Origin of the sequence: Peribacillus asahii, assembly GCF_004006295.1 — a bacterium.
Classification (GTDB): domain Bacteria; phylum Bacillota; class Bacilli; order Bacillales; family DSM-1321; genus Peribacillus; species Peribacillus asahii_A.
In genome coordinates this window covers 4285689-4299847 of sequence record NZ_CP026095.1, presented here as the reverse complement: position 1 = coordinate 4299847, position 14159 = coordinate 4285689, and the positions used below count along the sequence as shown (strand labels likewise).

Sequence of the window (14159 nt, the reverse complement as noted above, 5' to 3'; positions counted from 1 at the left end):
AGTATTTCTTATATTGATTATGTGAATATTCCAGTAAAATAAAAGTCGAATTATAAATGAAACGTAAGGTAGATACATAGAAGAAGGGGAGTTGCATGGAGTTTCAATCTGTTATTTTAGAGTATCGGCTGCAAAAGGGACCTGAGCAATTTGTACCGATTTATCATTATCCAGGTATTGACCTAGAACAAATTCTGGCAAGAAGAGAATGTGAATTTTTCGTTAAAGAAGGGGTTACATATAAACAGCTTTCCTCCGCCATCGAAAATGATTTGTTTGTCATTTATGTGGAAGTGTATGAAGAGGGACTAATAGAAAAAGAGGAGGATTCGAAGCAGGGAATCAAGCTTGAGGTTCGTGAGTTGAACGCAAGGAAGAACCATCCACTTATTACGTCTAAATATATGACCAATCATCTAGATGTGTTAAGTGTAATTGGCAGTGTATATACATATGATTACGGTAAGGAATGGGAGCGAGATTCAGCAGAGATTGATGAAGACCGGAAAGTGTATGTGTTATATGTAACACCAACTGGCTATACGATGTGAACATGGGGAGAGGAGTATAGAAATTGAAAAAAACAAAGAAAATGATGACAGGAGTATTAACGGCGGCGCTTGCTGCCTCTTTGGCCGCTTGCGGGGAAGATCGTCCGCCTGAACCGACTGGATATGATTGTGATGATTGGGACTGGGATAAGAAGACGGGAACATATTACTGTGATGATGATAGTTCCTCGCACTCAGGTGGTTACTATCACAACGGGACTGTTTATTCAAATAAAAAAGCATTAAAAACCAGTTATTCTTATCAATCCTATGTAAAGTCAGGGATTGGAAGTGGGACAAAAGGTGGATTTGGAGGGTAAATGAGTACGTTTCATGATGAAAGGAAGCAGTTTTATGAACAAATCGACGGGTTTTGGTCTGATTTATATGGCATGGAATACGCTTTGTGGGATGTGAAAAAGGAAACATCAGAAACGATTGGACGCATCCGAACAGCGGCGGAGCGAATCGGCCATATTTTTTATAAAACGGCTCCATTGCTAAGGAATTTAGATGATGAGACATTCCTTCAACTTGGATTTCCTCCTGAATCTTTTACGTATATTCGTTTACAGACCCTTCCTTTTGAAAGTGTTATCGCCCGCCTTGATTTAGTGGTGACGGAACAAGATGTAAAACTGCTTGAGATGAATGCAGATACACCGACTTTTATTATGGAGACATTTAATATAAATGAAAAAGTGTGCAAAGCGTTTCAGCTTAAAAATCCGAATGAGGCGTGTGAGGATAAGCTTCGAGAAGCGCTTCAGAAGGCTATTAAAGCAGCTGTTGGCTTTCTTGGAAAGAGAAAAACTCCTCATATTGTTTTTGCTTCCCATGGAGACCACGCAGAAGACCGCTTAACAACTATGTATTTACAGCAATTGAGTGGCTTTAATAGCCGTTTTACAAGTCTTGATCGATTAAGAGTTGTACCGGAAGCAATTAAGGAGAATGGAGAAGTTGTAGTAGAACGCGGACTGTACGATGACCAAGGTGAAAAAATAGATGTATTGTATCGTCAGACGTATCCACTTGAACATCTAATCGAAGATGAAGACCCTTTAACGAAAGAAAAAGTAGGACAATTTTTAATGAAGCTTGTGGAAGAAAAAGAGTTGGCTGTTATCAATCCTCCTTCCGCTTTTTTGTTGCAATCAAAAGCTATTATGGCTCTTATTTGGGGATTACATGAAGTGAGACATTCTTTTTATACAGAGGAAGAACATCAATGGATTTCGACCTATTTTTTGCCTACTTATATGGATGAGGACTGGTTTTGGCAGCAAAAGGTGAACTATGTAAAGAAACCGTCTTTCGGTCGTGAAGGAGACACGGTTGAAATTTATGGAGGCACAGGTCAAAAACTGGACGAAGATCAGCATAAAACATATAAAGATTCAGTGCCGGTTTATCAGCAGTTTATCGAGCTTCCTAAAACAGTTGTACAAACAGAACAAGGAGAGAAGCAAGTACATTATATGTACGGTTGCTTCTATATAAATGGTCAGGTCAGTTCGATTGGCATTCGTGCTGGGAGACAGATTACAGATAATGAATCATATTTCTTGCCAATCGGCTTAGATAAAGAGGAGGAAAAATAGAGATGGATTTTATATCTTCGGATAGCTTTTTAAATTTTTTAGCTTATGTGGGGACAGGATTTGTTTTAATTGTACTTGGATTAATCGCATTTGCGCTGACGACGAAGTTTTCAGAATGGCAATTAATTAAAGAAGGGAATCTTGCGGTTGCTTTAAAGCTATGGGGAAAAGTCATTGGTTTAGGGATTACGCTCTATACAGTGTGGGGAAGCAGTGTGAATGTAGTGGATGCTTTTTTATGGGGCTTGATTGGAATCGCGACACAAGTGGTAGCTTATTTAATCATTGAATATATTTTAACACCGAAAACAAATCTAGCGAAAAAGGTAGAGGAAGGAAACACAGCTGTCGGTTTTAGCTTATTTGCAGTCGGTATTACAGTTGGTCTAATTGTAGCGGGAAGCTTGACGTATTAATGGAAGAAGTAAAGGACGGCTCAGAAGGAAAATGAGTCGTCTTTTCTTACATTTATCACGTCTAGAATTTTTAAGGCTAGAATATGGTTGAGTAAAAAATTAACAACCTTATTTAACAGATTCATTTTAAAGCACATGGTTACATCATGTATGAATTATGTTATACTGTCATTGTCTGGATTCGTTTTAATTGCTGGAATAGTTTGTGATGTTATTCACATGTTGTTTAATGGGAAGGAAACATAGGAATAACGACCAAGTAGCCACATATTGAGTAGGTATTTGTCGCATACTTATTTTAAAAGAAAGTCGTGCATTTTAATGCGTCGCATTCTGTGTTAAGATAGGTATTGTCGCGAATCGCACGTTGGATTTTTTTCTATGAAGAAAATCTCAGCTAATAAACGCAGCTCTTGTTTATGGAGGTTTATTAGCGGATGTTTTTAATTTTATTAATCCAGTTAAAGGAATTTTTTTATATCTACTTTTGAGGTTTTCAATAATTATATAGCAGGATATAATGAGAAGAGTCACTGGTATTGGTACGTTTAAAGACATTTAAAAGGTTTTATTTTTTTGTGTAAAGTTTTACAAAGTTTCCTAAACTTATATGAGTTAAGAAAATGCAAAATTAAGCAATATGCTTATTGTAAAGGAGAATTGGATATGTCAGAAACAAGCACTCAACAAAAGTCTGAAGCATTGACAGCGAGCCAAGAACAACTGGATGTACTAGATCAGCTATTAAAACCTGAGGTACAAGAATCACTGACTACTTTAGTAGAACAATTGCCGAAATTGACTGAATTAGTAAACATTTTAACAAAGTCTTACGATCTTGCTCAATCGGTTGCCACGGATGAAGTATTAAAAAGCGATACGGTTAGTGCAATTACAGAAATCGTAGAACCAGTTACACACTCTGTAAAAGGTCTTGCTGCGACTGCTATTGAAGCAAAAGATCGTGCAGATGCAAATCAGGACGTAATCGGTTTATTCGGTATTTTAAAAATGCTTAAAGATCCACAAGCACAAAAGTTGTTCCGTTTTGCAAACGCTTTTCTTCAAATTACAGCAGAAAAAAATAGCCAAAAATAATAGTTTGTTTCACATTTAATTCGTAAGGACGGAGGATTAACTATGTCAAAACATATCGTCATCTTAGGTGCAGGTTATGGCGGAGTACTTTCTGCTTTAACTGTTCGTAAATATTTAAACAAGGATGAAGCTCAAGTTACAGTGGTGAACCAATTCCCAACTCACCAAATCATCACAGAATTACATCGTCTTGCAGGTGGAACTATTAAAGAACAAGCTGTTGCTGTGCCTTTAGAAAAGCTTTTCAAAGGAAAAGATATTAACCTTAAAATTTCTAAAGTTGAATCATTCAACGTAGACAAAAAAGAAGTAAAACTTGCTGATGGTTCTATCTTAACTTACGATGCCCTTGTTGTTGGTTTAGGAAGTCAAACTGGATTCTTCGGTATCCCAGGACTTGAAGAAAACAGCCTAGTATTAAAATCTGTAGCAGATGCTAATAAAATTTACAATCATATCGAAGGTCGCATTCGTGAATATGCGAAAACGAAAAATGAAGCAGATGCAACTATCGTAATCGGCGGTGGCGGATTAACAGGTGTTGAATTAGTTGGTGAAATCGTTGATAACTTCCCGAAAATTGCGAAACAATATGGCGTAGACTTCAGCGATTTGAAAATCAAGCTTGTAGAAGCTGGTCCTAAAATTCTTCCAGTTCTACCTGATAACTTAATCGAACGCGCAACAGCAAGCTTAGAAGCACGTGGTGTTGAATTCTTAACAGGTCTTCCTGTAACAGGTGTTAAAGGAAATGAGATTTCATTAAAAGACGGTCAAACAATCGTCGCTAACACGCTTGTTTGGACAGGTGGCGTAGCAGCACTTCCAATCGTTGGTGAATCAGGTCTTGAAGTGGACCGTGGAAGAGCAACCGTTAATGAATTCCTTCAATCTAAATCACATAACGACGTATTTGTTGTTGGTGACAGCGCTGTTGCTTTCCCAGAAGAAGGCGGTCGTCCGTACGCACCAACTGCACAAAACGCTTGGCAAATGGGTGAACTTGTTGGATTCAACTTGTTTGCATACTTCGCAGGCCAAAAAATGGATAAGTTTAATCCTGTAAACTCAGGTACACTTGCAAGTCTTGGACGCAAAGATGGTGTTGCGACAATCGGAGCTAACAACACTCCACTTAAAGGTCTTCCGGCAACATTGATGAAAGAAGCAAGTAACATTCGTTACATGTCTCACATTAAAGCGTTGTATACTTACGCCTATTAATTTGGAGATATGTTAAGATAATCACAATCCCTATTTCGATTTTTTGGAATAGGGGTTTTTATTGTTCATAAGTTTTATAAAAAAATCCAGCTATATTGCGATTTAGGTTCATATAATAATGATGAATAAAGGGTACACCTATATATTTGCTAACATTCTATTTTTCTCGTTGTTTTTCGTCAATTTCTTGATAATTATTTACTTTGCCATTGCTAAAAACATCAATACTGGTAAAATCAGAGAGAGGAAGATTTCTTGCCTTCGTGCAATCTAAATTGCTGCATACAAAACTTTTTATATAACTAGCGCTTGAGAGAACTGATATTTTAATGTGTTTATTTATTAGAATTATATAAGGGGAAGAGTAACAAATGGAAAGAAAGAGAAAACTGAATTATAAGAGGGTCTTTATTGCGCTAATCGGTTGTTGTATGTTAATAGGAATAGCTAGTTATTTGATTAATTCAAAGGCTCAAGCGGTAAAAAGTATGGATAACAAATATTCGGATGTAGAGATGAAAATGTTACTCAAAGATAGTACATATGGAGGTTATTCGGTTAGTTATCCATTCTTCGAAATGAACATAATTGATGAAACGTTGAAAAATTATGTAACAGAGAGAATTTCTCAATACGAGAAAGAGTTGAGTGGGAAAAATTCCTCACAAAAGGAAACTTCCGAGTTAAGTATTACTTATGATATCGTCCATTATAGTAAACAAACAGTGACGATTGTGTTTGAAGAATATAAGCAAATTGATAAACAGGATGGTTATATAGACCTACAGACGTTTAACTTCGATATTCCACTACAAAAGTCCCTTTCATTGGAGGATATTTTTAAGGAAAAATCAGATTACTTATCTATATTATCTACTATTTCTTATGCACAACTAAAGAAAAATCAAGACATTGCTGCTTCAATGCATACTTTAAAAGACGGAACTAAGCCGATAAAAGAGAATTTTCGTCATTTTAGTATATTAGAAGATACAATCGTGTTGTATTTCAGACCTAATCAAGTTGCTCCTGATCATTTAGGCGTACAAACAATTGCTATTAAAAAGAACGTCTTTAAAAATGATCTTCTGGATACATATCAAAATAATAAGGCTAATAAAAATAAAATTAAAGAAATTCAGCCGCCAAATGCTGTGGCAGAGCTTCCTAAAAGAGAAATGAATATTGATCCAAATAAAAAAGTCATTGCTCTTACATTTGACGATGGCCCGAATACAAGTACGACTACGACCATTTTAAAGGCATTAAAAAAATACGATAGCCATGCGACATTTTTTGTGCTGGGAAGTCGAGTGAAATATTATCCGGATATGATTACAGAGATGTTAGAGGGTGGAAATGAGGTAGGAAACCATTCATGGGACCATCCACAATTAACAAGGTTAAATAAGAAGCAAGTGACAAGTCAAATTGAAGAAACCCAATCTATTATTAAAAAAGTGAGTGGATATGAACCCATCCATATGCGCCCGCCATATGGAGCAACAAATAAAAAAATTACTAAGTATTTTAAGAAAATGGATGTAATCTTATGGGATATTGATCCAGAGGATTGGGAAGTTCGTAATAAAGATAAGATTGTAAAACGAGTAATGGCTCAAGCAGAGGATGGAAAAGTTGTTCTCATGCACGATATTTATCAATCAAGTGCAGAGGCTGCTGTTGAAATTATTAAACGACTTAATAAGCAAGGCTATCAATTAGTAACGATTTCGGAATTACAGGAAATCCAGAAATTAAGAAAAGCAGATTAGTATAATCTAAATTAGTTTTCTGCTAGGATTACATCTCATTTAGTTAGCAGAATGATTTTTAGCTTCTGCTCATAGGAAAACAATGTCTTGTACGAGCGAGGGGCCTTCCTATACCAGTTTAACAACTTGAATATATATAGTAAAAAGCATATGCTTGGTCTTACATGAGAACAAGCATATGTTTTTTATTTTTCCAGCGAGTGGTTAAGCTTCTCATAGATAGTTAATAGTTGTTGTCGCTCTTCTTCTGATAATGTTTCGAATAAATTTGTGCGTAATGTCTTTCCTGTTTCATGTGCTATCTGAACCATTTCAACGCCCTTATTTGTAATCGCTAAATAAATAATTCTTCGGTCCTCATCATCAACAACTCGTGTGGCCAATTCTTTTTGTACGAGTTTTTCAGATAAGTGAGTTAAAGAGGGAGGAGTTAATCCTAAAGCTCTTGCGATATCTGATGGCCGGCTTTTTCCATTTTCTTTAAGATAATTTAGTACGAGAATATGGGAAATCCCTAGGTTCTCTTTGAACATTTTATTCCATTTAATAATCATATTATTCGTTAATTGATCCATCATATGAATCAATTCAAAGATTGTTTGTTTTGTCATCTCTTATCACCCCTTTCTTTTATTTAATGGCTCTGTTATAGGTCGTTGTATAATCAACAATATTGTTTAACAAAGCCTATTTAATAGGAAAAGCCCCTTTGTATTTAAGGGGTCTATTACGATACTTGACATCCAGTAAAGCTCCCTGTCGAAACAGGAAGTGCATGCGGAAAAGGTTCGTACGACCATATAATTAATTTTATTGAGCAGAAAAGCCGCCGTCAATAATTAATTCTGACCAGTGATATAAGACGATTTATCAGGTGCTAAAAATAATGCTGCATTTGCAATATCTTCCGGATGACCTAATCGTTGAAGGGGAGTTGCTTGAACTAAACGGTTTAGAAGTTCTTTTGATGTTTCTAACGATTTTGTCATAGGTGTTTCAATAATTCCAGGGAATAGGGCGTTTACACGTATTCCTTGATAACCAAAAGTTGTTGCAGCTGCCTTAGATACAGCACGTACTGCACCTTTAGACGCTGAGTAATGATTAAAGCCTTGACCGATTTGAGCTGTATAAGAAGAGATATTAATGATTGAGCCTTTCCTTTGCGCTGCCATATAAGGAGTAACATGTTTCATGCCGGCAAATGGACCAAATCCATTAATGTCCATCATTTTTTCCCAATCATTAATGTCAATCTCTTGGTAAGGTTTTTCTGAAGAAATCCCTGCGTTGTTCACGAGAATATCAATTTTCCCGAAACGTTCGTTTACTTCTTTCGTTAAAGCTTCCCAATCAGCCTCCGAAGCTACATTTAATTTCATTCCATACACATTTTCTTTTTGACTTGCTTTTTCCAGTGCAGCTTCGTTAATATCAGCGGCAATGACGATTGCCCCTTCTTGGCTGAATAAATCAACCATGCGTTCTCCAATACCTGATGCTCCACCTGTTATAATAGCCACTTTATTATCTAATCTTCCCATGCTAAATTCCTCCTTAACGTAATTTAATAGTACCGCCATCTACCATAAGTGTTTGTCCAGTCATATAATCTGAATCGCTGCCGGCTAAGAAAACAGCTACTCGACCGATATCTTATTCTGGGTCACCAAGACGACGAAGCGGAATTTTGTTAATCATTGCATCGTATAATGTTGGATCATTTTCACGCCATTGTTGAACGCCCGGAGTAAGCGCAATAGGTGAGATTAAATTGACGTTAATTCCATCTGGGCCCCATTCGTTTGCGGCAACACGAGAAATTCCGCGGATCGCTTCTTTTGCGGCTGCATAAGAAGTTTGTGTAGGTTGTCCATCAATTCCGGCACCTGAAGCAAAGTTAATCACTTTACCTTTAGATTTCTTTAATTCAGGGTAAGCAGCCTGCATAAAATGGAATGTAGGATAGAATCCAGTTCCGAAAGAAAGATTAAAATGTTCCATTGTTGTTTCATTGAAAAGCATCTGTCTTGATACATGTGCATTATTAACTAGAATGTCTAGTTTTCCATTGACAATCGTTAATTATATAACTATTATTTTTAATTAGAATATAAGTGTTTGAAATAACAGAATGTTAAAAATTTCATATGTAGAAAATAGGTGCACAATGAAGCTTTAGGAAGTTTCGTTTGCTTAATAGGGAAGTCGGTTTAATTCCGACACGGACCCGCCACTGTGTAGGGAAACAGTATGATATGCTGTGAGCTTTCAGAAAAACCACTGGGGTAACACCTGGGAAGGATTGAGAGTGAATGCCCTGAGTCAGGAGACCTACCTATTTGAACATCACTGTTAGACCTACGGGATTTTTAGGGAGGTGGTTAGTGTGCTGATAATCACAAGTCTGTACGTATATCATCTATGGATGATTATAGGTGTAGATTCCCTATTTTTATCATTAAAAGCATTTCTGACCTCTTTATATAGTCAGAAATGCTTTTTTGTTTTTAATCATTTTATAGGGGGAAGAACATGTTGAAGAATTGGAATAGGAAACGAAACTTAGGATTATGGATGGTTCTTGCTTTATGCTTTCTAGCACTTATAGGATGTGCTGGAAATGATGAAACATCAACAGACAAAGGTACTAATGAAGAAGATTCAAACCAAAAAGCAACCTTAGCTTTTTCGTGGAGTCCAGCAAGCCTTGACCCACATGGTAGTGATAGCTGGGAAGTTATGCGCTCTGGAACAGCGGAAACATTAATTAAATTAAATGAAGAATTGGAGCCTACAACTTGGCTGGCAAAATCATGGAAACAAGAAAATGACACAACATGGTTATTTCAATTGCAAAAAAATGTAAGTTTTCATAATGGGAAAGTAATGGATGCTACAAGCGTAAAAGACTCATTACAGCGTTCTATCGATAAAAACCCAAAAGCGAAAGATTTATTACAAATTAAATCGATGGAAGCCGTGTCAGATACTGAGTTGAAAATTGAAACTACACAACCGAATGCGGCTTTAATTGCGCATTTAGCTGACCCAGCAACAATCATCGTAGATGTAGCAACAATTAATGATAAAGATAGCTATCCTGCCTTTACAGGGGCATTTAAAATTAAACAATTTAATCAAGATCAATCACTTATTGTTGAACGATATGAAGATTATTGGGGCGAGAAAGCATTATTATCTGAAGTGACAATTAAATTTATTTCTGATGCTAATACGCGACTAATGGCTTTACAATCTGGAGATGTAGACGGGGCAACCGATATTTCTGTTGATCATATTGATGTTTTAGAGAAGAATAAAAAATTTGAAGTGTTAACCGCTACATCATTAAGAACACATATGCTGATGTACAATATGGAATCTCCTCTATTTAAAGAGTTAGCATTGAGGAAAGTGGTTGATATGTTGATTCCACGTGAAGAGATTGTGAATTCAGTCATGAAAGGACAAGGGTCTGTAGCCCATAGTACATTTTCTCCTGTCTTGCCATTTGGCAAAGTGGAAAATAAAGAAGAAACAGAATCTGTTAATCAGTTAATGCAGCAAGAAGGTTGGAAGAAAAATTCTGAGGGCATGTGGGAAAAAGAAGGAAAGACATTTGAAGCGACATTATTAACGTTTCCACAGCGTCCAGAATTAACAGTAATGGCAGAAGTAATTCAAAATAAATTATTAGCTGAAGGAATGAAAATCAATATTCGTCAAGTAGAGAATATTGATGATACATTAGCGAATGAGGATTGGGATTTATCAATGTACAGCATGTTAACAGCACATACAGGTGACCCACAATACTTCTTAGAAATATTTTATCAATCTAATAGTGAATCAAATGTGAGTAAGTATGTGTCTCTTTCGGTTGATAAAATGATTAATCAGTTAAGTCAAACAACGGATTTGGAGAAGCGCAATCAATTAGCTATTCAAATACAAGAGGAAATTAATAAAGATATTCCACAGTCATTTATTGTTTTCCCGAATACGGTATTTGCTGTTAGAGACGGTTTAAAAGGATTTGTTGCTCATCCGATTGAGTATTACTATAATCATTCACAAATTGATGTGGAATAGTGTAGATGATTAAGTTTTTCATAGAACATTTGATTCAATTAGTTTTTGTTGTTTTTTGCGTCGCTACGCTTACTTTTTTACTACTAAGAGTATCGCCTGGAGACCCGGCTACGATTATGTTAAAAGTGAATGATGTTCCTGCATCAAAAGAAGCACTAGACTCATTACGCTCGGAGCTAGGATTAACAGAATCTATAGGGAGTCAATATGTCCAATGGATCAAGGAGGTTTTCACTGGGCAATGGGGAAACTCCTATGTTTCTAAAGAGCCCGTCGTTGATGAACTATTCGAAAGGTTACCGGCTACTTTAGAACTAGCGTGTGCTGGTTTATTGATTATGCTAGTGATTACTCTCAGTTTAGGAATTTCAACAGCTATCTATTCAGCAGGGATATTAGATAGAATCGGCAGACTTATGGCTCTTTTCGGGTCTGCGGTTCCTTCTTTTTGGTTAGGATTTCTATTCATTTATTTATTTTCTGTGCAATATGGCTGGCTTCCTTCTATGGGAAATGGCACTTGGCAGCATCTCGTGTTACCAGCGCTAACACTGGGGTTAGGATTAGGAACCGTGTATGCTCGAGTGTTACGGACAAGTATGTTGGATATGATGAACCAAAATTTTGTGAAAGCGGCTAGAGCAAGGGGCATGTCCAAGAGACGAATATTAGTTTTTCAAGTGCTCAAGCATGCTTTTTTACCAATTGTGACGATGATAGGGACAAGTTTTGCTTTTATGCTAGGTGGAAGTATTATTGTAGAATCTATTTTCTCATGGCCAGGTCTAGGACGATATATTATTGAGTCAATTAATATGCGAGATTATCCAGTTATTCAAGGGTATGTTATTTTTGCATCTATTCTATTTGTTTGTATTCATACGGTTGTAGATTTTATTTATGTTCTAGTAGATCCGCGCTTAAGGGTTAGTTAGAAGGGAATGTATTCATGCAAAAGATGTTATATCGATTAGATATAAACGTAATAGTAGGAAGCGGGGTGCTTATACTAATCCTTTTTATTGGAATCTTTGCTCCTTGGATTGCTCCTCACGACCCTGTAAATGTAAATTTAGCTAATAGATTATCTTCTCCAAGTTGGATGTATCCATTTGGTACGGATCATTTAGGACGTTGTATATTATCAAGGGTTATTTACGGAGCTAGAATAAGTATGACAGCTGCTTTTCTTATTATTATTTTTACTTTAATAATTAGTATTCCAATTGGGCTAGTAACAGGATATGTACGTGGTCGAACAGATCATATTTTTATGCGAGTAATTGATAGTATGCTAGCTATTCCTGATATTGTTCTCACAATTGCAATTGTTGGTGTCCTAGGACCTGGATTTATTAATATGATTATTGCGATCATAATCGTTCGTTGGGCAAACTATGTTCGCTTTATTAGGAGTCTGGTGATTAAGATTTGTAAAGAGGACTATCTATTATCGGCGCGCATGTCAGGAAATTCACATCGGCGTATTATGCAACGTTATATTCTTCCGCAAATCTTTGTATCTGTTCTTGTTTTTAGTGCATTGGATATGGGGAAAATCGTGCTGGCTATTGCGGGACTTTCTTTTTTAGGGTTAGGAATCCAACCTCCAACACCTGAATGGGGAGCGATGTTACATGATGCAACGTCTTATTTTCAAATTGCTCCACATGTGATGATTTTTCCGGGGATGGCTATTTTATTTTTCGTATTAGCATGTCAATTAATTAGCGACAGATTTAGAAAATTAGATTCTACTACTCTTAAAGAGGTGTAAGATGAAGAAGAATATAGATCCCTTACTAAGTATCGAACATGTAAAAATTTCTTGTCAGAATGAAGGAAAGTGGGAAACGATTGTCGATGATATGTCGTTTCAATTATTTAGGGGGGAAATGCTTGCTATTACCGGTCCAAGCGGCTGTGGAAAAAGTTTAACTGCACATGCAATAGTTGGACTTTTGGAGAAAGGCTGTCGTGTGACGCATGGGCAAATAATATATAGGGATGAAAATATTATAGACTATGATGAAAGACGTCTCCAACAGCTTCGTCGTGATGAAATTGGTTTATTAATTCAACATTCTTTAAATGGGTTAAATCCTATTCAAACTGTGAAAAGACAAATGGTAGAAGCATTAAGGCATAAGAAGTGGAACAAAAAAAGTATAGAAACATCTTTACACTCGTTATTAAATCAAGTCGGTTTCTCAGATCCAGAGCACATTTTATCTCTATATCCTTTTGAATTAAGTGGAGGAATGCGACAGCGGGTACTATTAGCGATGATGTTAAGCTTGCAGCCAAAGATATTTATTGCAGATGAACCAACGACTGCTCTTGATGTGATCAATCGTGAAAAGGTTTTAACGTTGCTTAAGCAGCTGCAACAGGAATTAAAATTGACGATTTTACTTATTTCTCATGATGAGAAAAGTGTTAAGAAATATGCCGACCGTGTGGTTCAAATGGACCGAGGAGGAGTTCTCCTTTGACCCTTCTTGAGTTATGTAATGTTACTAAAGAATACTCTGTCAGATCAAGAAAATTATCGTGGTTTAGAAGAAAGAAGCATTTTACAGCTGTTAATCAGGTTAATTTAACATTGTCTAAAGGAGAATGCTTGGGGATTGTTGGTGAAAGCGGCAGCGGAAAAAGTACGATAGCCAAATTGATTATGAAAATAGAATCTGTCACTTCGGGGCAGGTTTTACTTGATGGAAAATTAATTAATAGCAATCAAATAAAGGATATTCAGTTGTATAAGCGGTTACAAATGGTATTACAAGATTCATCTTCATCTTTGCATCCAAAGATGAACGTACAGGAAATTTTAACTGAACCGCTGCGCAACTATTTTTCTAAAAACAAAGAATGGAGAACTCAATGTATACAATTGCTTGAGTTAGTTAATTTGGATGCTTCCTATTTAATAAGATATCCTCACCAATTAAGCGGTGGACAAAAGCAACGAGTTTGTATTGCAAAAGCTTTAGCTGTGAAACCAGACATTATTATTTTTGATGAATCAATAGCCAGTCTAGATTCTACTTCACAAACTTCTATTATACGTATGTTAAAACGAATTCAAAAGCAAGAACAATTATCTTACTTATTTATCACTCATGATTTACAATCAACGAAGGAACTGTGTGATCGAGTAGCAGTTATGTATCAAGGAGAGATTATTGAAACATTTCATCTTTTGGATGTTGGGCAGTTAAAACATCCTTATTCCAATTTACTATTTCAAACGCTAGAAGATAACGAAAGATAAACGATTTGTTTCTATAAGAAATAGCGATAATAGCAACTGTCAAAAATCAATATATTGTTGTTATGTTATATTCAACATATAGAATTTGAATAAGTAGAGGATATGACATTTGTCATATT

13 protein-coding genes, 2 pseudogenes and 1 riboswitch are annotated in these 14159 nt (G+C 36.2%); of the genes and pseudogenes, 12 read left to right on the top strand and 3 right to left on the bottom strand.

Annotated elements, in window-relative coordinates:
• The first annotated feature begins 95 nt into the window (after positions 1-95).
• The 7 genes from BAOM_RS21225 to BAOM_RS21195 all read left to right on the top strand — a co-directional run bounded on the left by BAOM_RS21225 (position 96) and on the right by BAOM_RS21195 (position 6668).
• Positions 96-551: a hypothetical protein gene (locus BAOM_RS21225; protein ID WP_127761991.1), complete on the top strand. Its 456-nt coding sequence runs from the start codon at positions 96-98 to the stop codon at positions 549-551.
• Positions 552-574: 23 nt separating this feature from the next.
• A complete protein-coding gene (locus BAOM_RS21220; protein ID WP_127761990.1) occupies positions 575-871 on the top strand; it encodes a hypothetical protein in 297 nt (98 codons plus the stop codon).
• Positions 872-2155, top strand: a complete 1284-nt coding sequence (locus tag BAOM_RS21215) for a glutathionylspermidine synthase family protein (RefSeq protein ID WP_127761989.1) — start codon at positions 872-874, stop codon at positions 2153-2155.
• A 2-nt stretch (positions 2156-2157) separates the two neighbouring features.
• Positions 2158-2571 (top strand): DUF350 domain-containing protein, encoded by a 414-nt coding sequence (locus BAOM_RS21210; RefSeq protein ID WP_127761988.1) that lies wholly within the window; start codon positions 2158-2160, stop codon positions 2569-2571.
• Positions 2572-3237: 666 nt separating this feature from the next.
• Positions 3238-3669, top strand: a complete 432-nt coding sequence (locus tag BAOM_RS21205; RefSeq protein ID WP_127761987.1) for a helical membrane plugin domain-containing protein — start codon at positions 3238-3240, stop codon at positions 3667-3669.
• Positions 3670-3711: 42 nt separating this feature from the next.
• The gene (locus BAOM_RS21200; RefSeq protein ID WP_127761986.1) at positions 3712-4893 is read left to right on the top strand and encodes an NAD(P)/FAD-dependent oxidoreductase; all 1182 of its coding nucleotides are present in this window, start codon (positions 3712-3714) and stop codon (positions 4891-4893) included.
• A gap of 371 nt (positions 4894-5264) precedes the next feature.
• The gene (locus tag BAOM_RS21195; RefSeq protein WP_127761985.1) at positions 5265-6668 is read left to right on the top strand and encodes a polysaccharide deacetylase family protein; all 1404 of its coding nucleotides are present in this window, start codon (positions 5265-5267) and stop codon (positions 6666-6668) included.
• A gap of 185 nt (positions 6669-6853) precedes the next feature.
• Here BAOM_RS21195 and BAOM_RS21190 read toward each other — a convergent pair whose 3' ends face one another.
• The 3 genes and pseudogenes from BAOM_RS21190 to BAOM_RS21180 form a co-directional block, all read right to left on the bottom strand.
• Positions 6854-7279, bottom strand: coding sequence for a MarR family winged helix-turn-helix transcriptional regulator (locus tag BAOM_RS21190; RefSeq protein WP_127761984.1), 426 nt, complete (start codon positions 7277-7279; stop codon positions 6854-6856).
• Between the two features lie 199 nt (positions 7280-7478).
• Positions 7479-8212, bottom strand: a pseudogene (locus tag BAOM_RS21185) (SDR family NAD(P)-dependent oxidoreductase).
• Between the two features lie 13 nt (positions 8213-8225).
• A pseudogene (locus tag BAOM_RS21180) lies at positions 8226-8738 on the bottom strand (SDR family NAD(P)-dependent oxidoreductase); the annotation flags it as partial.
• A 74-nt stretch (positions 8739-8812) separates the two neighbouring features.
• A riboswitch (cobalamin riboswitch) is annotated at positions 8813-9024 on the top strand.
• Between the two features lie 179 nt (positions 9025-9203).
• On the opposite strand from BAOM_RS21180, the gene BAOM_RS21175 reads away from it, so the two are divergent.
• Genes BAOM_RS21175 through BAOM_RS21155 form a run of 5 tightly spaced genes read left to right on the top strand, consistent with a single transcriptional unit; the run spans position 9204 to position 14040 of the window.
• The gene (locus tag BAOM_RS21175; RefSeq protein ID WP_127761983.1) at positions 9204-10763 is read left to right on the top strand and encodes an ABC transporter substrate-binding protein; all 1560 of its coding nucleotides are present in this window, start codon (positions 9204-9206) and stop codon (positions 10761-10763) included.
• 5 nt (positions 10764-10768) lie between these two features.
• Positions 10769-11698: a nickel ABC transporter permease gene (nikB, locus tag BAOM_RS21170; RefSeq protein WP_127761982.1), complete on the top strand. Its 930-nt coding sequence runs from the start codon at positions 10769-10771 to the stop codon at positions 11696-11698.
• 14 nt (positions 11699-11712) lie between these two features.
• On the top strand, positions 11713-12540 hold the full coding sequence (gene nikC / locus BAOM_RS21165) for a nickel transporter permease (RefSeq protein ID WP_127761981.1): 828 nt from the start codon (positions 11713-11715) through the stop codon (positions 12538-12540).
• Position 12541: 1 nt separating this feature from the next.
• Positions 12542-13258 (top strand): ATP-binding cassette domain-containing protein, encoded by a 717-nt coding sequence (locus BAOM_RS21160; RefSeq protein WP_127761980.1) that lies wholly within the window; start codon positions 12542-12544, stop codon positions 13256-13258.
• A complete protein-coding gene (locus BAOM_RS21155; protein WP_127761979.1) occupies positions 13255-14040 on the top strand; it encodes an ABC transporter ATP-binding protein in 786 nt (261 codons plus the stop codon). Before BAOM_RS21160 ends, BAOM_RS21155 begins: the two co-directional genes overlap by 4 nt.
• Positions 14041-14159: the final 119 nt, after the last annotated feature.